Source organism: Vibrio sp. THAF64 (assembly GCF_009363455.1).
GTDB classification, from domain to species: Bacteria; Pseudomonadota; Gammaproteobacteria; order Enterobacterales; family Vibrionaceae; genus Vibrio; species Vibrio coralliilyticus.
Genome location: NZ_CP045355.1, coordinates 1620881 through 1645026, shown reverse-complemented (window position 1 = coordinate 1645026; position 24146 = coordinate 1620881). Strand labels below are relative to the sequence as shown.

The following is a 24146-nucleotide window of genomic DNA, read 5'->3' as shown; positions in this document are numbered from 1 at the left end:
ATTATGTATAAAAAGATTCCCTATCAGAGCAGCGCCCAGATCTTACCGAGATTTCAAGCCTCTGATGAAGCAAAAGAAGTCATTGGCGAAGAGCAACCCATCGACCAAGTTATTAAAAAGCTCCAAGAAGCAAAGCTCTATAACGATCTCATTCAGTTTCTCGCGCATGCACTGCCCGTCCGAGAAAGCATTTGGTGGGCTTTATGCTGCGTTTCGACTCGAAACGACGTATGGACAGATACACAGAAGATGTCACTTGATACAGTCAAGCAATGGGCTCAATCACCATCAGAGGAGCTTAGAAGACGTGCCGAACTGCTTGCCAATCGCTTGGAGTTGAATTGTGGCCCTTCTTGGTTAACTCAAGCTGTATTTTGGAATGGTTCAGGAAGCATCGTAGCACCAGACTTGCCAGCTGTGTTGCCTGATCCATTTTTATACGCGAAAGCAGTTGGTGGTGCGATCAATCATGCTGCATCACTTCCAGAATGGGATAAATCAGAACAGTATTACGAAAGTGCTATTCAAGCGGCACTAGACATCGCTTCCGGCGGTAATGGAGGTCTCAAATGACATTACCCGCAGCTCGGCTGACAGACATGCACGTCTGCCCTATGCAGACACCAGCGGTTCCACCTATCCCGCATGTGGGAGGCCCAATTACTGGCCCTGGTGCACCCACTGTTTTAGTTGGAAACATGCCTGCCGCTACACTTGGAGACATGTGTGTATGTGTCGGTCCACCAGATTCCATTATTAAGGGAAGTGCCACCGTGCTTATCAATAGCAAACCAGCAGCCAGAATGGGGGATACAACGGCACATGGTGGAACTATCGTTTTGGGGATGCCTACAGTACTCATAGGCGGATAAAAAGTAATATCTACGAATTGACGTAAATTTAGGCCAAAAGACACATTAGTGATAATTAACGTCCAAGAAAAGTAAAATATTCACCTATAAAACTGGCTTATTAAGTTGCAACACAATACCCGATAAATGGATGCGCTGAACAAAAAATGTCATTTTCTGGTCATAAAATAATCTAATTTATTTTTTGTAAACCACAGCAAAAACAAGGTATTGATAAAAAATATACGTCATCCGTCCAGTTTTCTAGAGACAGATCACTTTTCAAAGCAAATAATAAAAATGAACGAGCCTTTTCGAAAAATAAGCCTAGACTATGAAAGGTAAGTTTTTAGTTATTAATACGAATTAACAAAACAATTTATAAACCTTTTGGTGAAACACTAGCAACGGAAAATGTATGGTTGATATTGAAGCACTATTGGCACCTATCTCAGAAGAACACCCATCAGGTACATACCTGAAGTTAGATCGTAGTGCCTATCGTACTTTGAGAAACAACTACAACACGGCACAATCATCTTTCCGTCAACTTATCGAAACACCAGATGCGTCTAGCGATGAAGCGCTAATCGAAGCCAACCAAAGTAATTGGGATTTACTGCGCACCTCAACGTTTGAGGCGCTAACATCTCAGACCAAAGATATCGAGTTTTTAGGTTGGTACATTGCCAGCCAACCTTTCACAGCTTCACCGTATGAAAACCTAGCAAGTGCAACAAAAGTTCTAGCGGGTTTCATCGAATCGTTTTGGGGAACTCTAAACCCCCACCCTCCAGTCGAAAAGTTAAAAAGTAGCGATGAAGCTGGTCAGACAAAAGAACTAATCGAATTTCGTTTAAAGCCTCTGCTGCAACTTGTTGGTGAAAGCCAAGATTCCACTGCGCTTTATATGCCACTACAAATGATCTCTCTTATTGACGACGTGTCTTTTGGCGATTTTCTGCGTGCAGAGAGAAACGGCACAATGGCGGAGTTAAAAGATAGAGCGCAATCACTGTTTTCTCGCGATGTAGAAGAGACGCTCACAAAACTTTCTGAAAGTTATCAAAACTTTGATGCTGCTGAAAAACTGATTGCTAAAGAATGTCAGGCTGCTGGTGTAGCTCCTGCCAGCTTTAAATTCGTAAAAGCAAACTTAGCCGATTTGATCAATGCTATTCAATATCTTGTGGGAGACAAGTTTGCTCGATGGCCGTTAGATAGTGAGTTCAAACCTGTCACAGATGAACCTCAGCCAGAAGCGGCAGTAGCACCTCAAGCAACTGCACCTCTCGAAGCATCAAATGCTGAGCCAGCCTCTGCTGAAGCCACCAATGCAGATCCTGTCGCCCAAAACCAAGTTCAGCAAGCGCCTCAAGCTCCCGTCGTGCAGCAAGTTCCAGTAGCTGGTGTAATCACCAGCCGTGATCAAGCGTTTCATGAATTACGTAAGATTTCAGATTTTTTTCAGCAAACAGAACCACATAGCCCTATTCCATTTTTGCTAGAACGAGCAATTCGATGGGGTTACATGAGCCTACCTGAACTGCTAAATGAAATGACAGGTGGCAACTCAGGAGTAATTGCTCATATCAATCAAGTATCCGGTATGGACAACCTATCTCAAGCTGACCTTAGTAATAAACCATCAGCGTCAGCACAAACTTTATCCTCCGCATCTGGGCTCACTCAGCCAGATGTTCACGTTCCGCCTCCGCCGGCTTCAGCTCCTTCAGAGCCAGTCACAACGAGCGAACAACATACTCAAACTGAAGCGAACACTACTCAACCTGAAAGTGGTATTAGTAACTTCGAGTGGTAAAAACACTAAATGCTAATTAGCGAAGGAGATCAACATGGCTTCTATTTTCATGAGAATTGATGGCACTACACCTAAAGGTGCAGCAACTGTAGAAAAGATCGGTGGTAAAGATGGCTTCTTTGCTATTGACACCGTGACTTGGAATGCTGTTCGTGGCGTGGGTATTGATGTGGGTAACGCAAACAACGCTGACCAAGGTATGGTTGCGCTTGGCGAAATCAACGTAACTCGTGGTTGTGACGGTGCAACTCCGCATCTAACAACTTTCCTTTACGCACCAGGCGGTGAAGGTAAAACAGTTGAAATCGTAATGACTAAGCCAAACCGTGAAGGTTCTGGTGCAGATCCATACCTAATCGTAACTCTAAAAGCAGCTCGTATGTCTAGCTACAACATGGCTGGTTCTGACGGTACTCTGCCAAACGAATCTTTCTCTCTAACCTACACTGAAATTTCGAAAGCTTACTACATCGAAGGTGAAGGCGGTAAGATCGAGAAAGGTCCTGAAGTTGGCTTCGATGCAACAACTGCGAAAGTTACTTCGACTGCTGCTTAATTAGTTAAGGAGAACCATTGTGGCACTTAATTCCCAACACAAACGTGTAAGTAAAAACCGCGTAAGTATTACTTACGATGTGGAAACTAATGGCGCTGTAGAAACCAAAGAACTCCCATTTGTGGTTGGGGTAATTGGTGACTACTCTGGTCATAAACAAGACAAGGAAGACGTTGAAGATCGTACGTTCTACAACGTTGACAAAGACAACTTTGACACCGTGATGAAACGCGTTGGCCCAGAGTTGTCTTTGAAAGTCGACAATGTACTTGCAGACGATGATAGCCAGTTTGAAGCTGCTTTGAAGTTCAACTCAATGAAAGACTTTGAACCTGAAGCTATCGTCGAGCAAGTAGAACCTCTTAAAAAGCTTGTTGAAACCCGTAACCAGCTAAAAGTACTACTTTCAAAAGCAGATCGCTCTCGCGATCTCGAGAAGCTGCTGAAAGAAGTGCTCCAAAGTGCAGATACTATCAATGCATTATCGGAAGAGCTTGGTGTCAATAAGGAAGGAGGCGAAGAATGAGTACAGAAGCTGAAAATCAAACGCAAACTGAAGCAGCAGAAGGTTCGCTGAGTTTTCTAGACAGAGCGATTGAGGCCACCACTCAAACGCCTGCTGATACAACAAAAGAGCTGTTCTCAGTTCTAGCTGAACAAGCACTTTCCGGTACAGTAACGTGGGATAAAAACGTTACTAAAACCATCGAAAATGCAATTTCAGAAATTGACAAAAAACTGTCAAAGCAGCTTTCTGAAGTCATGCAACAAAAAGACCTTCAGAAACTTGAAGGCTCATGGCGCGGCTTGCAGAAGTTGGTGAAAGAAAGTGAATTAGGTCGTGATCTTAAAATCAAAATGGTTGATTTCTCTCAAGAAGAGCTTTTAGACCAATTTGAAGATGCACCAGCCATTGACCGTAGCCCACTATTCAACGCAGTTTACCAAGGCGAATTTGGTACTGCAGGTGGTGAGCCTTACGGTACATTCATTGGCGACTACGAATTCAGTGCAAAAGACGAAGATGTTGCCCTACTTCGCTATATGGGTGAAGTGGCTGCAGCGTGTCACGCACCATTTGTTGCCGCAGCGAACGCTCAAATGTTCGAATTCAACGACTTCACCACTTTTGATGAAGGCAAACCTGTTGCCGCTGGTTTTGATTCGCCGGCATACGCAGCTTGGAATGCATTCCGTGAAAGTGATGACGCGCGTTATGTAACTCTAACTCTACCAAGAACGCTTGCACGCCTACCATATGGTGCTAAGGGTCTTGGAACTGAGCTATTCGATTATGAAGAGCTTGGTACGGATATGGATGGTAATCCAAATCCAGAAAATAACGACCAACTTGTCTGGTCAAACGCAGCTTACGATCTTGGTCTGAAAATGACTCAAGCTTACACTGCGTCAGGCTGGTGTACTTCTATTCGTGGTCTGGACAACGGCGGTAAAGTTGAAAACCTCCCTAACCTGACTTACAAAACGGAAGCTGGCGATCTTGTTCAACAGTGTCCAACAGAAGTTAACCTAACGGATGAGCGTGAAAAAGAGCTAAGTGATTTAGGTTTCTTGCCTCTTGTTCACTACAAGAATTCAAACTACGGTGTATTCATTGGTGGTCAAACGACCCAAAAACCAAAGACATACACAGACCCAGACGCAACAGCTAATGCTGCTATCTCTGCTCGTCTTCCATACATCATGGCGAGTAGCCGTATTGCTCATTACCTGAAAGTAATGGGACGTGACAAACTAGGTTCAAACCTTGAAGCTCCGGATATTCAACGTGAACTTCAACTTTGGATTGATCAATACACCAACGCTGGTGCGATTGGCAACGAGCAACGTGCTAAAACGCCACTTTGCGAGTCTAGAATTGAAGTAGTCGAGCAGCCAGGTCGCCCTGGTTCTTATTCGGCGGTTGCACACCTACGACCGTGGCTACAACTGGAAGAGCTAACAACCTCTGTACGTATGGTTGCTAAAATTCCAGGTTAATCAAATTTAAGGCCGGAGCAATCCGGCCTTCCTTTCTTCTCGTTTACAATCTAAGGACAATATGAAATTGAATTTCGACGCAGATTGGCAGCAGAAGTTTGCCGCTTTAGACAGCAAAAAAAGCGACTTTCTAAGAGACGCGCTCTTTTTACTGTCTGAAGTTAACTCAGATGCGTTATCAAACAAACCATCGCTAGTTAACTTCGTATCTCGCCTTGTTGCGAGGTTAGATGACATCCTATCGAAACAACTAGATCAAATTATTCACGACAAAGCATTCGAACAGCTGCATAGCAGTTGGTTGGGGCTACAAGGCCTTGCCACCCTTCCAGTAAACAAGCAACGAACCAAACTCAAGCTTCTCGATATGGATTGGGAAGAAGTCTCAGCAGACGTTAATCAAGCATACAATATCAAAGCATCAAACTTGTTCAACAAGATTGGCAACCAAGAACTCAATACCCTTGGCGGTCACCCATTTGGATGTATTGTTTACACTCACCCAATAGCTATTGATATGGATTTTGATGCCGACTACGACGACCTGTTTACAGTTGAAATGTTAAGCAAATTGGGCGAGTCCACATTGTGCCCGATGATATTTACTCCCGATAAAAGTTTCTTTGTTGACCCGGGAGCAGATTGGCTGTCTGATATAAATAGGATAGAAAAAATCATCACAGGTCCAGATTATCAAGCATGGCAGTCGTTACGTGGCAAACCCAGTGCTCGATTTATCGGCTTTGTTATGCCTTCTGTTCGTATGCGTCATTGTTATAAGAACACCAAAGCAGGGTTCATCTACAACGAAGTCGGTACTGGTCTATGGGGTAACGCGGGTTTTGCATTTGCGGCAACGATTATGCGTGAATACCACCGCGTAAACTGGTTTGGTTTTCTTAAATCTCGCTGGAATGATAAATCCCAAGGCGCGATCGTCAATATTGACCAACATAGCAGCCTGTTTTTGAGAGAGCCACAAACAAACGTAGTGCTATTTGGCCAGATATCCACGTTTTACGCACAAAATGGGTTCGTACCACTTACCAAGAGCCCACTCAGTGACAAGTATTTTTTTAACGGTAACAATTCCATCTGGCAAAGTGGAACATCCGATAACGAAAAGATCCTGACACAAATTCAAACCAGTTTAATGTCTTGTCGTATCGCTCATTATTTGAAAGTTCAGGTTCGCGAGATGCTGGGTAGCTTCAACACAGCGGCCGAGTGTGAACTCTTTTTAACTCAGTGGGTAGAGAAGTTCGCTAGTAACGTAACATATGCGAATGAAGAAACGCTCGCTAAGTACCCTCTAAGCTTTGCCAAAATTAGTGTTTCAGAGTCTGAGAATCAGCCTGGTAGCTTTGTATGCACACTGAGAATTGTCCCTCAGTATCAATACGATCACTTCACTGGTGAAGTCGTTCTCACCACAGAACTGGATGAGGCTGCGTAATGGGATTCTGGAAAACGTTTATAGATCCTCGAAGCTCGATGCAGAGCGAAGAGATTGATGATATTAAATATCATCTCACCAAACTCTTAGAATCGGAGTCTTCTCTCGTTGATATCGACGACCGATTTACAGAACTTCAACGCTCTAACCTTCGCTTTGGCATTGAAGATGTGCAACTGCTCAGTGCCAGCTTAGACCAAACTCAGTTGGCTCTTAGGCTAGAAAGCTATATTCGAAACTTCGAGCCTCGTTTAACACAAGTCATGGTTGAATTACTTGAGCGAAAAGACAACGAAAATGCTTTGGTATTCAACATTATCGCGAAAGCGAAGACCTCGAAAGGAGAGCAAGAGCTGATTTTCGATTCAAAGATCTCTCTCAATGATTTAACAACAGTAATGACGGAGGATAGTTATGACTGATCCTTTAATGCGTTACTTCGAGCAAGAGCTTACTTTCGTAAGACGTGCACTAGGTCAATTTGGCCAACAACACTCAGAACATGCAGAGCGATTAAATATTCATCAGGGTCAGATTGAAGACCCAAGCCTCGCTCGATTACTGGATGGCGTTGCCCTCCTCAATGCGACGGTAGAAAAACAGTTATCGGAACAATTACCAGAAGTAGTCGAAGGCCTATTAGGTGTGCTCTACCCGAGCTATATTCAAACTATTCCGAGTGTCGCATACCTACAGTTGGCGCAAGAAGAAGATGTGCCGGAGTCAGTTTTAATACCTAAAGGCTCACACTTTACTTCAGAAGCTAAGGGCCGATTGTGTCAGTTTACGACTGTAGACGATCTCAAAACTGCGCCTTTTACATTGACCGATACAACAGCTTCCAGCGCACCGTTTAAATTCAATCGTCCCGCTGGTACCGAGCAGTCTACCGCAGTAATACAGCTGTCGTTTTCCACTGGGGATCCAGATACTCATTTTTCTCAGCTCGGTCACCAAGACCTAGATCTATTTGTTCAGGGTTTCGAGAATAATGCCGACTCTCTGGTGGAGCTCTTGTTGGGGCAAACCAAAGCGATTTCGATATCGGATGCCGGTTGCGAAAAACACGTTGTCTTGCTAGCTGAAAAACTTAAAAGTCGGATAAGTGACCTGAATTTCCTGTTCCTTCCTCAAAAAGGAAACCAATTTTCGGGCTTTCAACTTATTAGCGAATTTTTCTTCTTCAAAGAAAAGCGCCAGTTTTTCCGTCTAAAAGATTTCGGACAAGCAATAAAGCAGTTTGATTGCTCCGAAATCAAACTGAACCTATTTATGAATTCAATTCCTACAGAATTCATGCGCTTATTCGATAATCAAGTGTTTAAGCTAGATATCATTCCAGCGGTCAACTTGTTTGAGCAAACGGGAGAGCCTACAAATTATGACCAACGCTCTCTCACTATTCCTGTCAATGCTGATGCTCACAGCGAAAGTGACATCGAAGTTGTCGAAGTAAAAGAAGTCTTTGAGATCACCCCTCAAGGTGAAAAACCTCTGGTTCCACTATTCAGGGATAGCTATAAATCCAACCCAAATGCCGATTATTGGCAGAGTTCAAGGGATATTAATGGCCAATTCCAACTTGCCATCAGCCTAAAACCAAACCATGACTTAGAGTTCAACAAGCTCTATGGAACACACTTGCTTTGTACCAATGGAAAACAAGCATGTGGTATTAATGGAGAAATGGAGTGCCTTGAAAGCATTGACCTTCCTGGAGTATTTCGTGCTATTTACCCACCTACGGCTCCGATTGAACGAGAACAGAACCTCAATCTTCACTGGCAGTTTGTTGGCTTGTTGAATGGTAACTTTTCTTCACTGTTGCATGCGGATAACCCGACAGAGAAGCTAAAGCAAATGCTGCAGCTATGCAGCCGAGAGCAAGTATCCGCGGAAGAAATACAAACGATTCACAATGTATCCATCAAATCTCAGGTGTCTGCAATTCGAATCATGGGTAAAAACGTCTTTTCTCCAGGTACAGAGATTGAACTCACACTCGATACTCAAGGGGGCTTTCTGGTCTTTAGCGATGTTCTTAATCGTTTCTTCCAACAGTTTTGCAGTTTTGATCGCTATATCCAGCTGTCTATTAAGATATACGGGCGAGATGGCATCGCAAAACGCTACCCTAAAATCCATGGGAGCCAGCTAGCAATGTAGTTGCTGGCAGGAAAGCGATTATGTCATTCATTAACGACCTAACTCAGCACCCGCAGCAATACGACTTCGCTCAAGCGATGAGATTGTTGACGCATTGGATTAATCAGACTCCGAACCGAGTTAAGCTTGTGCTGAAAGCAGAAGCAATGCCAACAGGTGATGCCAGCGAAATTCAGTACTTCTCTCTGAAGAATAATCGACTCAAGTTGAGATTGGCAAAACAAGCTTTATCAGGTGTAAAAGGGGTTATACCTAACTACATATACGAAGAGCTGTTAGCGGCTTTGCACAACGATGACCATGCTTTAAAAGACTTTCTTGATGTCTTCAATCAGCGATATTTCGAAATTGTCAGCCAACTGGAAACGGGCTCCTGGCTTGTCGTACAAAATGAGCTCTACCCTGCAAAGACCGCGTTGTTGAACCATATCGCGACATTAAAAAAGAATCATGGCAAGTATTTCCAATATTCGATGTTGTTAAGCCAAGGGCAGCGCAGTTTAAGTACATTGAGCCAAATGCTAAATGACTATTTCCCTTTCGCTATTCAAGTTTCCACCAAAACACATGAAAGGCGCCAATTGCCTTCTGACTCTCTAACTCGCCTGGGGCAAAAAGAGCATTTTAATAGCCGAGTGGGTCAAGGCTTTTTAATCGGCAAAACATGTCTGACACATTTTAGTCACCTAATTGTCTCCATCACTCCAAAAACAGAAAACGAGTTGATAGCGATTCAATCAGATCCATTGTTGGCGAGCAATATGAAAGAACTCATCCAACATTACTTGAAGGACAACACCCCGACTTCCGTTTATCTAAATGTGAAACGGGAGTACCTAAATCGACCACGACTATCAAGCAATAAATATAACGCGGCGAAATTGGGCGAAGTCGATTGCCTTGCGCCGGAAAGGAAACCTCAACAAATCGTAAGTATTCTTCTGAAGTAATCTAACTTCAGGACCAAACAAAGAGTTAGGTATTAAAGACGTATTGATGCCTCTTGAGATACAAGGAAAACGGTATGACGCAAGTTACACTAACAAATTTAGTCGCTAAGCTGTCACCAGAGCTGAAACAAGCACTTGAAGTTTCAGCTGGTGCCGCAATGAATCAAAATGTGCCTTCTATAGAGACAGAACACTGGTTGCTTCAGCTTCTTTCTCAGCAAGACAAACATTTAAATAGCCTGATTCAATCACAGAACTTATCCCAAGATAACTTGGTCAACGAGCTGTCTTCAAAAATCGCACGTTTTCCTAAAGGTAATGAAGGCCAGCCAACATTAAGCCAAGCGCTTACCGAAATCGTCAAAGATGCTTGGATGATTGCCTCTGTGAACTATGGCCATGGCGAAGTGATCAGTCTCCACCTGATTCAAGCTATGTTGCAACAAAACGTGCTGGGTATGAATACTCTGCAGCTAGAAAGCTTACAAAGTGTTTCACTGGAATCTCTTCAAGGACTAATCAATAAAACAGCCGTTGCTAGAGCAAAAACTGGCGCAGTTGCCGCAGATGGCACTGGCGGTGCCCCTGTCGGCAATGACGCATTAAGTAAATACACAACGAATCTGACACAGCAGGCATTGGACGGCAATATTGATCCTATCTCTGGTCGGAATTCAGAAGTGCGTAAAGCCATCGATATTCTGTGTAGAAAACGCCAAAACAACCCGATCATGGTCGGTGAGCCTGGTGTAGGTAAAACAGCCGTTGTCGAGGGTCTAGCATTACGTATCGCGGCCAACGAAGTTCCTGGTGCCCTGCAAGGTGTACAGATCCATTCACTTGATCTTGGCTTACTTCAAGCAGGTGCAAGCGTCAAAGGTGAGTTTGAAAATCGTCTAAAAGACGTTATCAATGAAGTGAAAAACAGCGAAAAGCCTATTATTGTCTTCATTGATGAAGCCCATACCTTGATTGGCGCGGGCGGTGCAGCAGGTCAAAATGATGCAGCTAACCTTCTTAAGCCAGCTTTAGCACGCGGAGAGTTTAAAACCATCGCAGCGACTACTTGGGCTGAATACAAAAAATACTTCGAAAAAGATCCTGCTCTTACACGACGCTTCCAAGTTGTATCAATAGAAGAGCCAAACGCTGAAGATGCCAAGCAAATGTTGCGTGGTATCGCAGCATCGCTACAAAAACACCATGGTGCCTTCATTGCAGAATCAGCGATTGATGCCGCTGTTCATTTATCTATTCGTTACCTTCCAAGTCGCCAACTACCTGATAAAGCGATCAGCTTGCTTGATACTGCCAGTGCTCGTATTGCATTAACACAAGGCGCTAAGCCAGAAGTGATTGAGGCGCTTGAGCAAACCATTCGCTATCAACAAAACGAAAAATCAGCACTGGAAAAAGAGAACGCTCTGTTTGGTATTGCGGAAGATGAAATTGCGGAACTAACCACCGAAATTGCAGAAAACGAGAAGAAGCTGACAGACTATCAAGCTCGTTGGAAGCAAGAAGTTGATTTGGTTGACGAGATAAAAACACTCCAGCAAGAAATCAGCGATGGGCAGGCTGAAGAATCGGTAGATAAAGCCAAGCAAGACAAACTCAATGAGCTTATCGACCAACTTGGTGAATTGCAGGGTGAAGAGCCTCTAGTTAATGCAATGGTTGATGACAACACCATTGCTCAGGTCATTGCTAACTGGACTGGTATTCCTGTCGGCAACATGATGAGCGACGAAATTGCTCGCCTTCTTTCATTAGAAGAAGAATTGGATAAGCGTGTCATTGGTCAAAATGTTGCAAAGCAAGAGCTTGCCAAAGCGATTCGTATTTCGCGTGCAGGCTTAACTGACAGCCGTAAGCCGATTGGCGTGTTCCTAATGTGTGGTCCAAGTGGTGTTGGTAAAACTGAAACTGCGATGGCCCTTGCAGAGCAGCTGTACGGAGGTAGCAATGATCTGACGGTTATCAACATGACTGAGTTCAAAGAGGAGCATAAAATTTCTATGTTACTTGGCTCTCCTGCTGGTTACGTTGGTTTCGGTGAAGGTGGCGTATTAACAGAAGCAATCCGTCGCAACCCATACTCTGTGCTACTTTTGGATGAGATGGAAAAAGCGCATCCAGGTGTTCACGACTTGTTCTATCAGATTTTCGATAAGGGCCACATTAAAGACAGTGAAGGTAGAACGGTAGATTTCAAAAACACCATCATCATTATGACTTCAAATGCGGCGGATCAAGCCATCTGTGATGTCTGTGCGGACAACAGCGAACGATTGAGCAATGAAGAGTTACTTGAAGCCATTCGTCCTGATCTCCAACATTACTTTAAGCCAGCGTTTTTGGGTCGTACAACCATCGTACCTTACTACCCACTAAATGATGAAGAGTTAGCTAAAATCACGGAGATATCTCTCAACCGCATTAAGAAAAAACTGGCAGAGCAGTATCAAGCGTCGTTTACATGGGATGAAGGTTTTGTTGACTACGTGGTGGGCAAAAACACTGACCCGACTACAGGTGGTCGTGCTGTTGAGCAGATCATCAACCGTTCATTAATGCCAAAATTGGCAGAGGAATGTATCAGTAGATTGAGCTTGCAACAGCCAATCACCCAAGTATCTGTTACAGCCGCAAACAGTGAGGAAGGATTCGAGCTTACTATTCAGTAAGTTCGGATAAAACAGCAGGATGGATACCGCATATATGGATAAAACTAAGCGATTTATATCTTTGCGAGCCAAGCTTATCTTGGCTATCGTAGCTGTCCTGCTGTTCTCAAATGGCCTGAACACAACGCTTAACTATCTCAACTTCGACAAGCGCCTGACACAAACTAGCGATTCAACATATCAGGTCGTTTTGGATGAAACCGACAACGACATTCGCCAAGCGATGAGCTTGGGTTTACCTTTGTCATCAATTTCCAATATTCAATCACTCATTGAGAGACGCTCTGAGTTGGTTGATGGCATCAGCAAAATTCAAGTTGTAAACAGCGCAGATGAAGTCCTGTTTACGACTGGGGTAGCTAAGTTTGACACCGATCGGCTGCTCACCACCGATATCGTCAATACTTTTGATGTAAAAGAGGGTGAGCTGAGGCTCTATTACTCCCCACTCTATCTAGACCAAATTAAACAAGACCTACTGTCGCAGCAAATAATGGACACCTTCCTATGGGTGATGGTTGCTGCAGTCATTGGTTATTTGGCATTAAACTCTCTGATCGACTTTCTGCTTAAGAAAGTCAAATCCGCGACAAATGCAATCGATACTCAAGGGCTACCTGACAGTGAACTTCTGGCCGCAGCAAAAACACACATTATTGCAGACCGAAGTGGATCAAAGTGGGATAAGATTCGAGCGCGATATTTCCCGCTTTTGATCATTCTATTAGCGATCGTTCTGACCGTAACATCAAATTTAGGTAGCTCTTATCAGTCGTTAAGCAAATTCTCTGTCGTTTATGAAAATCAACTTGAGCAAAAGTCGAATCTGATTGGCGATACTCTTTCGCACATGATTGGCCGCTTAATTGACGAAGGAGTACCGCTAGATCGTCTCGCTGGCTTAGAAGAAGAGTTTTCAGCTTACATTGAGCATCATCCCGAATTATTGTCGATACGCCTCGAACGCGATACCGCTGCTATTTATCAGCATCCCAAGTTCTTTCCGGATTATGTTGAAGCTAGTGAGCTTTCTATCCCAATCGACGATACAGGTATTATCAAGCTACAGATGATGGCGGATACCAATATTATTCCGCAGATGATCAAAGACAGCATTATGGACATGATAACTGTCTTAGTCGCCTCTGGATTGTTTGTTATTGAGATAATTTTGTTTATTTGCAACTTCATGATCATCAAACCGTGGAAGCAAATAAAACAACTGATCGCCATGGGCGACCACAAACAAGTGCCCTACTTAGTCAATGTTCAATCCAATGACGAGTTCGGTACATTAATTGGGAAACTCAATAAGTTGGTGAAAAGCTCATTTGCCCATAAGGATTTGCCAACTCGAAATATTCAGGACTATCGCTTTGTTCGACTCCCTCTATTTATCCTGATCTTTTCAGAAGCAGCATCCCTTGCCTTTTTCCCGAATTTTGTGGCTAGCCTGCCAAGCACTCACAACTTAATTCCGGCAGACCTTGTCACCAGTTTGCCAATTTCTCTATTCATGCTGTGCTGGGCAATTTCTCTTCCGTTTGCTGGCTACTGGTCAGATAAAGTCGGGCGTAGAAAATCGCTGATAGCTGGGGGGCTGCTAACTTCTGTAGGCTTGGTTGCAACCGCGTTAAGCCCTAATTTAGAACTCCTACTCATTGCTCGAGCCGTTACCGCTGTTGGTTATGGTATCGTGTTTATCTCAGCTCAGGGTTATGTCACAGACACTACGAACTCTCATAACAGAACCAAAGGTATGTCGACATTCTTGTCTGCATTTTTCTCTGGTTCCTTATGTGGTGCAGCAATCGGAGGTGTTTTAGCAGATAAGCTGGGCTATTCTGTGACATTCTTGCTAGCCGCCGCATTTGCCATCGTGGGAGTCATGCTCGTTATTAGTTTCTTTGACCGGGGCGAAGCCAACAGTGAAAGTAAGCCAGTAAGACTCTCCGACTTTAAGGTTCTACTGAGCAACAAATATTTCGCGCTCATCACTTTCTTCAGTGCCATTCCTGCGAAAATCGTACTAACGGGCTTTCTGTACTACATCTGCCCTGTTTATTTGCAATCTCTTGGCGAAAGCAGTGCCGTTTCCGGCAGAGTAATGATGACCTATGGCCTAGCAATCATTGTCATTTCGCCGCTTGCAGCCATATTAATTGATAAATGGAACAACAAAATCGCCTTTATATTTATCGGCGGTATCTTGTCTGCAGGTGCATTGATTAATATCATGATGCTTCCTGGCACATTTGGGTTGCTATTAATAGTAATACTTGTTGGTATTGCACATGGTATTTGCGTTTCACCTCAGGTCCCTCTTATTATCGACCTCTTGTCAGATTCTGGCTTAGATAAAGGGAAAACTATAGGCATATTCAGACTGACTGAGAGAATTGGTAATATCGCCGGTCCTTTAGTCGCAGGTCTTGCTCTCAGTGTTTTAGGGTTCCAAGACACCATTATGTTATTCGGTGTAGCTCTTCTTATTAGTTCGATCGTGTTACTAAGCTTCTATAGCTTATTTACTCGTCGTGATAAAAACCAAATGGAGGTGGTTAAATGAGAGTTCTACTTTTATGTCTCCTGACTATCCTGCCGTTTGTGTCTTTGGCTGATACATCGGAATCAGAGAAACATGTTGTCATGGTATTGTGGCGAGGTGTGACTGATGCAGAACGCGGATTTATGGATTACTTATCCAACAAAATGAAGGTGCGTTATACCGTACTTGATGCAAAGCGTGATAAAGAAGCCCTAAAACAACACTTAGCGAGTGTCGAAGAAAGAAATCCCGACTTGATCTACACATTTGGCACAACCATCACTTTGAACCTACTCGGTACAGAACACAATCCAAGTCGCTTTAGAGAAAACAGTGATACACCCGTTGTGTTTAGTATTGTTACTGACCCTGTCGGCTCTAAAATCGTAGACTCTCTTGATGAAAAGGGTCGCAACTTCACAGGCGTAAGCCACATTGTTCCACACAATGTTCAGTTTAACGCGATTAGTCAATTGAGCGGAATAAAGACAATTGGGATCATTTTCAATCCACTAGAAAACAATGCGGTAGTAACAGCTCGCAGTATACAAACACTTTCGGCCAAGTATCAAAAGGATGTTTATCTTTATCCACTAAGAACATTGAATGACAAACCAGACTCTAGCTCTGTTGGAAAGGTTGTTGACCTAATGATTGAAGATGGTGTTCAGTTAGCTTATCTTCCACCGGATTCCTATATCATCAGTCAAGGGAAAGATATTGTTGATAACTTACACCAACAAGGCATCGCAACGTTTTCAGCAACTGAGTCGCCTATACGCAAACATGATGCTCTATTTGGTATTGTGAGCCGCTACTACAACGTGGGTCAATTTGCTGGTCATAAAGCAGAGCAAATATTAAGTGGTAAGTATCAGCCGAGTGACGTTCCAATCGAACCTTTAACCCAATATTCATATATAGTCAACGTCGGCGCTGCAAGAACACTAGACTATTATCCACCTGTTTCTATTTTAAAAATTTCCGAGCTTATTGGAGGAAATGAATGGTCAGAATGATGCCGTATTTTACTTTCTGCCTAACTATTTTGATTGGCTTATTCACCGTAGCCAACGCATCAGCACAATCAACATTTGGGCCTGCTCGTCTGCATTTGACGACTCAAGACTGGCCGCCCTATCAAGACTATAAGCATGGGCAGATGCAAGGTCTTGCTTTAGACAAAGTAAAATGCGCACTTAGCCATATGGGTCAACCTTACCAAATAACCATGACGGTCTGGTCAGATGCTCAGCTCAGAGTTCAAAGTGGTACTCAACACGGCTTCTTTGTAGCCACACAAACGGCAGAGCGAGACGAATACGCAACGCTGTCAGAACCTATCGCTCAGCAAGAGCTTCGTTGGTACTTTGGTCCGGGTGTAGAGCCTAAGATGGACGAGCTAACCAAAGTTAACCTCAAATTTTCTGCAAAATTTGGGTCCAACAAGTGGTTTTGGCTAAAGCGCAACGGATTCAACGTAGTCAAACAGCCGCGAGATGCTAAAGTATTACTAAAGCTTTTAAAACAAAGGGAAATTGACGTAGCACTGGAAGATGAAAAAGTGTTCAGCGGAGAGTTAAAAGAGGCATCTTTACCACATGACTTTTTCCAGTCTCAGTTAATGGACACCAAACCGATGGGCGTCTATTTCTCAAAACGTTTCCTTAAGAAGTACTCTGGTTTTTTATCTGCATTCAATGCAGCGATTTTAAAGTGTGAGGGATAACAAGTGACAATTAGTATTCATTTGATTTCTGTACCCTCTGATGAAGTCGTTACTTCTAGGGTTGTGTACTTACCTAAAACAGGTGGTGAATTTGGGCGGGCAACTTCTTGTGACATCTCTTTACCCGACCAAAGTAAACGTATATCAAGGGTACACGGCAGTATTCGCCTGACTGATAGCGGTTACTGTGTAAAGAGCACAGGCCAAAATAGCGCAGTGCTTAACGATAAAACGATGGCAAAGGGAAAAGAATACCCGCTCAATGACGGTGATATTCTCAAGGTCGAAAACTACACCATGTTGGTATCAACATTGATCACATCAGAACAGGCATCTGCTGAGGAAAAAGACGACGATTTGTTTTCTGAACCTTTTTCACTCCAACTTGAGAATGACGAAATCGACTTTTTGGAGGAAGATAAAGCTCCCGTGGAAAGTAAAAAAAGCAACCATTTCTCCCAAGACAACATTCTAAGTGATGACCCGTTTGCTGCGGATCCATTTGAAGATTTAGATGCGGATACAATTGCGAAACACGTTGAAGTGGATGATATCAACGCAAATGCAAAAGTGGTCCAAGATCCGGAAGATTCGGAGTTTCTACCTGTGCAATCAAAAGCGGATACCCCGATTGAGTCATCTCTGGAAAAACTGCTTTCGATGACAGAGAAAAACCAAAAGTACTTGAGAAACCCAACGTTACATCACGAAGCATTGTTTGATGCCCTTGAGAAAACCGTTGATCAGTTTCTTAACGAGTTCGCACCCTCTCAGCTAGAGAGACAGTTTAGCGACTATATTTCCGGTGGCATGTTCAGTAGTAAAGAAAAGAAATACTGGAGAATCTACCGTAAGCACTTTCAGCACCGACAAGAAAATGGAGATTTCCGACGCCAGTTTAAAGCTCTCTTTATGGAAAACATGCAAAAGCAAAGAGAGGAAAATTGATGGCTAAGTGGTGTTTTGTTTTGGCTCTGTTTCTGGTGGGTTGTTCATCCGATCCAGCGCCTGTTGTTACACAATACTCATTAGCAATTAAGTCAGACAAATCGGCCAACCCTTCGGAGTCTAACGATTCCAACCCTGTGGTTGTACGCCTTTACCAGCTGACTGATGCACAAATGTTTAAACAGCAGCCTTTTATCGACCTGTACAGCAATGACGTACAGTTACTTAGCGCTAACTTGATTTCCAAGCAAATTTTGCCTGTGGTCATTCCTGGGAGCGAGGAGAAAATAACTTTAGATATCAATAACCAAACACAATACGTCGGTGTTTTGGTGGAGTTTATTGACTATCAACAAAGTGAGCCAAAGTCGGTGTCAATGTTACCTAAAAATTCAGACGAGTATTTGCAACTTAGCATTTCAGGTGACAAAGCCAAGCTCGAAGTTATTACGCCAGATTCTCCCTGGTGGAAATTATTTTAATCATAAAATAGGGAAAGTACGTGGACGCATTCAAAAAAGTAGTATGGCAAGAAGGTATGTTCATTGCCCCACAACATTTTCAGCAGCAGGATCGATATGTCCAAAATTACGTTCGTCAAAATATCGAGACCTTGGCAGGATTTGCTCCCTTTTATGGTGTGACTGAATTAACCATCAATCACGATCTACTTAAAATTGGTAAACTCTCGGTAGCTTCATCAGCGGGTGTCTTCCCTGATGGAACTCAATTTGAGCTGAAAGAAGAGGTCGCCAGAGATATTCCTCAAGGAACAATAGAAACCATTGCTTATCTCGCCCTACCAATATCTTTGCAAGGCAACAATGACTATGGCAGTGATGAGTCAGAGCAGAGTCGCTATGTCACACAGTCCATCAGTGTTTTCGACACATCAACGTCAGAAAATGCAAGTGTCGAAATAGATGTTGCCCAGCTGAACATTTCTATCAAGCTTGAGGGTGAAGATACTTCCGGTTTTACCTTGATTCCTATTTCTAAAATTCTGGAAAGCAGCGAATCAGGAGATGTGGTACTGGATCGAGCATTTATTCCTGCCTGTCTTCACTACGGCGCTTCGACATTATTGGTTGAGCGCATGAAAGAGATCCACGCTCTTTCTTCCAACAGAGCAACAAATCTGCTCAAGCGAATCCAAGCTGGACAGGGACAGAAGAGCCCTCAGTCTATGATGCAAGATTACCTTTGGTTGCAGACTTTAAATACATGGCTGCCGTGGTTTGATCTCACCATCAATAACCCTAAGTTCCAGACGCATGATTTGTACCTCGAACTGCGAAAGTTTGAAGCCCAGGTAATGGCTCTGACGCCGGCAATCCCTGAGCCATGTAGCAATCTTCAGTATCACAGGCTGTATGATAGCTTTAATCCTCTGTTCTCTAGTTTGCGTAATATGCTTACTCTGGTCCAACAGGACTCTGTTATCGAGTTCAATTGGGACTCCTCTTTGTTCGAACGTCGTCGCTTGTTACGTACACTGATTAAGGATACGGCAAGCGTCTCTAATCGCCGATTCGTGCTTGCCGTTAAGTCAAATATAAGTAGTGCTGAACTTAATGAGCTGTTCCCCGTTTCTGCCAAGCTGGGTAACAACGCGCGCATTGTTGAGCTAGTGAGAAACAGTTTATCAGGTATAGCGCTCTCCCCGCTGCCTGTTGCGCCAAGTGAATTAAAGCCGATGCAAGGGGTTTCTTACTTCGAAGTGGATACCTCCGATAGGATGTGGCTTGAGATGCTTGAAAACCGTGATGCTATTGCAATGCATGTAGATACACGCATTAGTGAATTAGAAGTCATGTTGTACGCGTTGAGATAATGCCTATGGACTACTTAGACGAAGAAACACTGGTTTGGGACACAAACAAGTCTGACTTTACCGACAAGAACAACGATGAAAACACATCTCGCTGGGTGTCGGTTAATGCCAGTAAAAACCATCATGAGTTTCTGAATTACTTTGATAAAGCAGAAAACCAGTTAATTAATATCAGCAGTGAGTTACTGTCAACGACATTAAAAGTATCAACGCTGCCAGAACCAGAAGATGTCACAACACTTCGCCACCAGCTTGTAAGTAATATCAATGAAATCAAAGCCAAAGGTGCAGAGTTAACTTACCCTGTAGCGGTTATTGATAAACTCTGCTTCCTATATGCCGTTGTTTTAGATGAGCTAATTATCTACAGCGAATGGGGAGAAAAACGCGGCTGGGAAAATAAAACCCTGCTCAGCGAATTATTCGGTATGAGAAATGGCGGTGAATTGTTTTTCACCGTTGCGGAAAAAGCAACGAGACAGCCTCATAAATTGATCGATCTGCTTGAAGTCATATACATATTCCTCAACATCGGCTTCAAAGGTCAATATAGGGAATCAGGCAGTGAACAGTTAAAGAGCTTCATTCATCAGCTAGAGCAAGTCATCAGCCAATACCGCCAAAGCAACAGCATTCACTGCCGGACTCGAGTAAAGCAGCCTAAAGCACGTAAGCCAACACGCAGAAAACGCTATCTGCTAACGACACTATTTTTCAGTACTTTGATTGCGCTGAGTATAGGCTTAACTCACTTCTGGTATGAAAAAACAATGCCACAGCGCGCACGAGACTTTAACTTCTTACCGGACTTTAGCGAACGTTACGTCTTATCAGGTGAAGTTAACGATATCGTCTTCATCAGCAACGATGATGATTTGGTAAATACTCCGCAACGAGCTAGCAAAGTAGAGATGGTCGATGCAACTCCACCGCCTTCAATGCTGACCAGCAAGTCAGAATGGTTGGTACAATTGGCAACGTTCTCGTCACAAAAAAATGCAGACGCATTTATAAGCACACTGTCCCCATCCGCTTACACGCCTATCGTAGAACAGTTTCACTCCTTTTATCGGGTCATTGTTCGCAGCGAATCCTCTCAACAAGCCAGAGAGATTAAAGCTTGGTATTTAGAAAAAGACGCAATCAAAGCCATCATTGTGCAAAACAAAAAAACAATAAAAGAAACTAAGAAAACTTCAGAGGCTCCTTAGGAATGGCAGAATCAACTTCATCTAAATCTACAAACAACAGACGAAGCAGCATACTTTGGACTCTTCTGTTTGTGGTCATTACCTTTGCTGTTGGAGGTGTTCTGACCTGGAAGTATGCTTACCCAACACACACTTTAGTTGGTGTACTATCGACACTACTGGTCGCCATCCTTTTAGGCTCGCTATGTTATTGGTTACTTTCTCGTCGAAAGAACAAGCCACAAACATCTAATCAAGAAAAAGCGCTAATCAACAAGCGCTGTAAACTACTTGCACAACACTTTAAGTTGATGCTTTACGTGCAAAAGAGAAAGAAACGCCTCAGTAGCCGTTACGATCAACCAACTTATATTCTACTCAGCGACGATCCTCGTAAAGATAAGAGCATCATTACTCAAATGGGTTATGAAGCTTACAAAGTGGATGATTTTGGCAACGATATCGAGTTCCCTATTTTATTTTGGCTAAGTGAACACTCAATACTTATTTCGGTGAGCTTGGGAGAGGACCAAAACCCTGCTTACATCAAAACGCTCTGCCAGAGTTTAAACAAATGGCGTCCGCGTCAGGCAATTAATGGCTTGTTATTGACGACAGATGTGAAAGAGCTACTCAATTCCACGGAGACCCTAACGCAAAAAGCAGATCAGATAAAATCTGAGATTCAGGGGTTCAACCGAGCATTTGGCCTTAATCTACCAGTTTACAACGTCATTACTCAGATGGGGCAAATTAACGATTTTTGTCAGTTCTTCTCTGCTTTTGATGAAACAAAACGGAACGAGGTATTTGGTGCTACATCTCCGATTCAAAAGCATGGCGGAATTGATGGGGACTGGTTCAATGAAGAGTATGACAGCCTCATTAGCCAGTTAATCGCTAATATGAGTACCGCTCTAGCATCGCAACTAAATCAAGATTACCGCAATGCAATCTGTGCAGCCCCATACCAATTCGGTTTACTAAAACAAAGTCTGTGGCAGTTCCTTCATCGCTTATATCGCGGCGATCAGCTACAAGATGGGCTTAACTTCCGAGGCTTTTATTTCACACATAGTGGCACGAACCAAGCGCAACACGATGTTTTAGCTAACGTCGTAAACCAGTCTCTTGGACACGAGCAATTTCAGCAGCATCAACAAATCCCAGTGCAGCAAACCTTATTTGCTCAGCACCTGATGACTCACGCTGTACTTAACGAGCACGATCTTGTTGGAGTCAATCGTCGCAAAGAAAACTTACTGCTGACTATGCAAACAGCCTATACCCTATTCTGGCTAGGATTGTTTGCAAGTGTACTACTTGTCATAAAATTGGACTTCGACTATCAAAGCCAACGTGAAGCGCGTGCCGATAGCATGCTCGAACGCTACAAGGAGTCTATCGCAGCGCAGCCTTATGACATTGAAAACATGTCAGATAACATTCCAAATCTGTATTCTCTAAACCGGATTTATTCTCTGTATCTTGAGCCTAAGCCTTGGTACACGCTGTCAATCATGCCGAGCTCAAGTATCATGAAAGATGTTCAGGCAGCCTATTTCAGTGAACTACAGCGCGTATTGATCCCTTCTATGGAAAATACGTTAGAGAAAGATCTGTTTGTTTACGTCAACCTGGAAGACCAAGCAAAAACTTTGTCTTTGCTCAACAACTATCGCTTGCTGTTCAATCCTGAACGAACCAACATTACTGAACTCAAGAATTACTTTGTCACTACGCTAGAGGAGCAAGGCGAAGCAGACAGCGTCAATGTTGCACAACTTAGGGTCTTGCTTGATGACGTTTTTGCGCAGGATTTAGTTCCTATCAAGCCTAATTTTGATTTAGAAAGCCTAGCCAAAAAGGTCATTAACCAAACTGGTATAGAGACTCTTTTGTATGAGCATATCCTGAACTCGCCAACCTATTCGAAGCGCATTGATGTTCGTCAGGAGCTTGGGACCAACTTTAATCAGTTGCTGTCTTTCTCTCCAGACTACGTGGGTTACTTGGTTCCTTACCTATTTACACCATCAGGCTTCAACGAGTTGGACTTATCCGTCGACTCTCCAGTACTTAAAGACGCTCTGAAAGCGTACGAGGGAGTTGCTGGCACTTCACCAAGTGCGCTAGAAATGTATCGTATCAGCCGAGATCTCAAGCAAATGTATCAGGGCGATTACATTAATTACTGGCGAGACTTTGCTACTCATATCCAAGTTAAAAGCATTTCAAATGCTGATGAGCTAAAACAGACGCTTGCTGTACTAACAACCGCATCTAACAACCCTTTGGCTCAGCTGTATACGACTATCAGCAAATACACGTCTGTTGAGTTAATTCAGCCAGAAGCTAAGAAGGAAGGTGAACAACCACCCGAGCAGGATATCGATAAGAAAGAGTCTGCACGACAAATCTATATCGCGTTCAGCCAATACCACAAACAGGTTACCGCAGATGACCAAGGTAATAAGCCAATTGATGCGTTACTAGGGCAATTTACAGAAGCAGAAACCTGGCTAGGCAAATTCTACGAGGCGGAAGATCCGCAAAAAGTGGCCTATCAAGCACTGACAGCTGAAATAAAAACCAGTAACCCGATTTCACTTTTGGCACAGCAAGAGGCCTCTCAGCCTAGCATTTCAAAACAGATACTAGCTCAGATTACTAAGCAAACTAACGATCTTGTTATGAGCTTGGCACATGCCTATCTGAACAGCACATGGAAAACAGAGGTTTATCAGCCTTACGAAACAACCATTGCTGCTTACTATCCGTTTAACAAGACTGCAAGCCTAGATGCAAGCACGGCTGACGTTGCAGCCTTCTTTAAAGTTAACGGAATCTTAGACCAGTTCTACCAAACAAAACTGAAGAGTTTCTCCACCGAAGAACGCTCTCCATACTTGTATGGTTTGTTACCGAATACAGGGTTAGCGTTAGATCCAGCAGTGTGGCAAATGATAGACAAAGCTCGTGATATTCGAAATGCCCTATTCTTGGCGGATCCGCAAAATATGTCATTGCAATTCCAACTTAAAGCCAAAGAGATGAGTTCAGATGTCACCGAGTTTATTATCCGAGGTGAAAAGCCATTGTTTACTTATCAACACGGCCCGCGCCTATGGAGTAAACAAAGTTGGAACGCAACAGCAATTGAGCAAGATGCATTAGGCTTCCAGATAAAAGCACAAGCCAGCTCTATTGCTAACGAGAAATTCGAAGGTAACTGGGCTTGGTTTAAGCTGATTGAACCAAGAGTTGCATCTACGACCTCTCAGCAAACTGAAGTAGCCATTAAGTATGGAGAAAGTCAGGTTGAGTTGAGTATCAAGACGCAGGGACAAAACAATCCATTTGTGCCGAATTTCTTCTCTGCCTTCTCATTACCATCGAGTATCTAAA

Annotated in this window: 19 protein-coding genes; all 19 read left to right on the top strand. The window is 43.4% G+C overall.

The genetic code is table 11. From position 1 onward, the window contains the following. The 19 genes from FIU99_RS07670 (at position 1) to tssM (ending at position 24145) form a co-directional block, all read left to right on the top strand. Positions 1-573, top strand: coding sequence for a hypothetical protein (locus FIU99_RS07670; RefSeq protein WP_029236348.1), 573 nt, complete (start codon positions 1-3; stop codon positions 571-573). Next, a complete protein-coding gene (locus FIU99_RS07665; RefSeq protein ID WP_019278072.1) occupies positions 570-872 on the top strand; it encodes a PAAR domain-containing protein in 303 nt (100 codons plus the stop codon). Before FIU99_RS07670 ends, FIU99_RS07665 begins: the two co-directional genes overlap by 4 nt. 397 nt (positions 873-1269) lie before the next feature. Continuing rightward, a complete protein-coding gene (locus tag FIU99_RS07660) occupies positions 1270-2673 on the top strand; it encodes an ImpA family type VI secretion system protein (protein WP_006962091.1) in 1404 nt (467 codons plus the stop codon). 34 nt (positions 2674-2707) lie between these two features. Next, complete coding sequence (locus FIU99_RS07655; protein WP_006962090.1) at positions 2708-3229, top strand: type VI secretion system tube protein Hcp; 522 nt, start codon at positions 2708-2710, stop codon at positions 3227-3229. A 19-nt stretch (positions 3230-3248) separates the two neighbouring features. Beyond that, positions 3249-3755: a type VI secretion system contractile sheath small subunit gene (gene tssB / locus FIU99_RS07650; RefSeq protein WP_006962089.1), complete on the top strand. Its 507-nt coding sequence runs from the start codon at positions 3249-3251 to the stop codon at positions 3753-3755. After that, positions 3752-5230, top strand: a complete 1479-nt coding sequence (tssC, locus tag FIU99_RS07645) for a type VI secretion system contractile sheath large subunit (protein WP_006962088.1) — start codon at positions 3752-3754, stop codon at positions 5228-5230. The genes tssB and tssC overlap by 4 nt, the downstream gene beginning before the upstream one ends. 61 nt (positions 5231-5291) lie before the next feature. Continuing rightward, positions 5292-6686, top strand: a complete 1395-nt coding sequence (locus FIU99_RS07640) for a type VI secretion system contractile sheath large subunit (RefSeq protein ID WP_006962087.1) — start codon at positions 5292-5294, stop codon at positions 6684-6686. Then, positions 6686-7108: a type VI secretion system baseplate subunit TssE gene (tssE, locus tag FIU99_RS07635; RefSeq protein WP_038158808.1), complete on the top strand. Its 423-nt coding sequence runs from the start codon at positions 6686-6688 to the stop codon at positions 7106-7108. Before FIU99_RS07640 ends, tssE begins: the two co-directional genes overlap by 1 nt. Further along, positions 7101-8852: a type VI secretion system baseplate subunit TssF gene (gene tssF / locus FIU99_RS07630; protein WP_006962085.1), complete on the top strand. Its 1752-nt coding sequence runs from the start codon at positions 7101-7103 to the stop codon at positions 8850-8852. The genes tssE and tssF overlap by 8 nt, the downstream gene beginning before the upstream one ends. Before the next feature lie 20 nt (positions 8853-8872). Then, entirely contained in the window at positions 8873-9802 is a 930-nt protein-coding gene (locus FIU99_RS07625) for a type VI secretion system baseplate subunit TssG (protein WP_006962084.1), read from the top strand. Between the two features lie 74 nt (positions 9803-9876). After that, the gene (gene tssH / locus FIU99_RS07620; RefSeq protein ID WP_152472159.1) at positions 9877-12489 is read left to right on the top strand and encodes a type VI secretion system ATPase TssH; all 2613 of its coding nucleotides are present in this window, start codon (positions 9877-9879) and stop codon (positions 12487-12489) included. Positions 12490-12523: 34 nt separating this feature from the next. Further along, positions 12524-15058, top strand: coding sequence for an MFS transporter (locus FIU99_RS07615; RefSeq protein ID WP_253899453.1), 2535 nt, complete (start codon positions 12524-12526; stop codon positions 15056-15058). After that, a complete protein-coding gene (locus FIU99_RS07610; RefSeq protein ID WP_006962081.1) occupies positions 15055-16056 on the top strand; it encodes an ABC transporter substrate-binding protein in 1002 nt (333 codons plus the stop codon). Before FIU99_RS07615 ends, FIU99_RS07610 begins: the two co-directional genes overlap by 4 nt. Continuing rightward, positions 16053-16766, top strand: a complete 714-nt coding sequence (locus FIU99_RS07605; protein WP_038158866.1) for an ABC transporter substrate-binding protein — start codon at positions 16053-16055, stop codon at positions 16764-16766. Before FIU99_RS07610 ends, FIU99_RS07605 begins: the two co-directional genes overlap by 4 nt. A 3-nt stretch (positions 16767-16769) precedes the next feature. Then, positions 16770-17714: a type VI secretion system-associated FHA domain protein gene (locus FIU99_RS07600; protein ID WP_039952361.1), complete on the top strand. Its 945-nt coding sequence runs from the start codon at positions 16770-16772 to the stop codon at positions 17712-17714. Further along, positions 17714-18196, top strand: a complete 483-nt coding sequence (gene tssJ, locus FIU99_RS07595; protein ID WP_006962078.1) for a type VI secretion system lipoprotein TssJ — start codon at positions 17714-17716, stop codon at positions 18194-18196. The genes FIU99_RS07600 and tssJ overlap by 1 nt, the downstream gene beginning before the upstream one ends. A gap of 20 nt (positions 18197-18216) precedes the next feature. Next, positions 18217-19548 carry a type VI secretion system baseplate subunit TssK gene (gene tssK / locus FIU99_RS07590; RefSeq protein WP_006962077.1) on the top strand — a complete coding sequence of 444 codons (1332 nt, stop codon included), beginning with the start codon at positions 18217-18219 and terminating at the stop codon, positions 19546-19548. Between the two features lie 5 nt (positions 19549-19553). Next, positions 19554-20759 carry a type IVB secretion system protein IcmH/DotU gene (gene icmH, locus FIU99_RS07585; protein ID WP_006962076.1) on the top strand — a complete coding sequence of 402 codons (1206 nt, stop codon included), beginning with the start codon at positions 19554-19556 and terminating at the stop codon, positions 20757-20759. 2 nt (positions 20760-20761) lie between these two features. After that, positions 20762-24145, top strand: coding sequence for a type VI secretion system membrane subunit TssM (tssM, locus tag FIU99_RS07580; RefSeq protein ID WP_039952359.1), 3384 nt, complete (start codon positions 20762-20764; stop codon positions 24143-24145). Position 24146: the final 1 nt, after the last annotated feature.

Bases quoted from the DNA above. Each gene is read 5' to 3' on its own strand.
- FIU99_RS07665 (WP_019278072.1), top strand. From the start codon at position 570: ATGACATTACCCGCAGCTCGGCTGACAGACATGCACGTCTGCCCTATG.
- FIU99_RS07660 (WP_006962091.1), top strand. From the start codon at position 1,270: ATGGTTGATATTGAAGCACTATTGGCACCTATCTCAGAAGAACACCCA.
- FIU99_RS07655 (WP_006962090.1), top strand. From the start codon at position 2,708: ATGGCTTCTATTTTCATGAGAATTGATGGCACTACACCTAAAGGTGCA.
- tssC (WP_006962088.1), top strand. From the start codon at position 3,752: ATGAGTACAGAAGCTGAAAATCAAACGCAAACTGAAGCAGCAGAAGGT.
- FIU99_RS07640 (WP_006962087.1), top strand. From the start codon at position 5,292: ATGAAATTGAATTTCGACGCAGATTGGCAGCAGAAGTTTGCCGCTTTA.
- tssE (WP_038158808.1), top strand. From the start codon at position 6,686: ATGGGATTCTGGAAAACGTTTATAGATCCTCGAAGCTCGATGCAGAGC.
- tssF (WP_006962085.1), top strand. From the start codon at position 7,101: ATGACTGATCCTTTAATGCGTTACTTCGAGCAAGAGCTTACTTTCGTA.
- FIU99_RS07625 (WP_006962084.1), top strand. From the start codon at position 8,873: ATGTCATTCATTAACGACCTAACTCAGCACCCGCAGCAATACGACTTC.
- tssH (WP_152472159.1), top strand. From the start codon at position 9,877: ATGACGCAAGTTACACTAACAAATTTAGTCGCTAAGCTGTCACCAGAG.
- FIU99_RS07615 (WP_253899453.1), top strand. From the start codon at position 12,524: ATGGATAAAACTAAGCGATTTATATCTTTGCGAGCCAAGCTTATCTTG.
- FIU99_RS07610 (WP_006962081.1), top strand. From the start codon at position 15,055: ATGAGAGTTCTACTTTTATGTCTCCTGACTATCCTGCCGTTTGTGTCT.
- FIU99_RS07605 (WP_038158866.1), top strand. From the start codon at position 16,053: ATGATGCCGTATTTTACTTTCTGCCTAACTATTTTGATTGGCTTATTC.
- tssJ (WP_006962078.1), top strand. From the start codon at position 17,714: ATGGCTAAGTGGTGTTTTGTTTTGGCTCTGTTTCTGGTGGGTTGTTCA.
- icmH (WP_006962076.1), top strand. From the start codon at position 19,554: ATGGACTACTTAGACGAAGAAACACTGGTTTGGGACACAAACAAGTCT.
- tssM (WP_039952359.1), top strand. From the start codon at position 20,762: ATGGCAGAATCAACTTCATCTAAATCTACAAACAACAGACGAAGCAGC.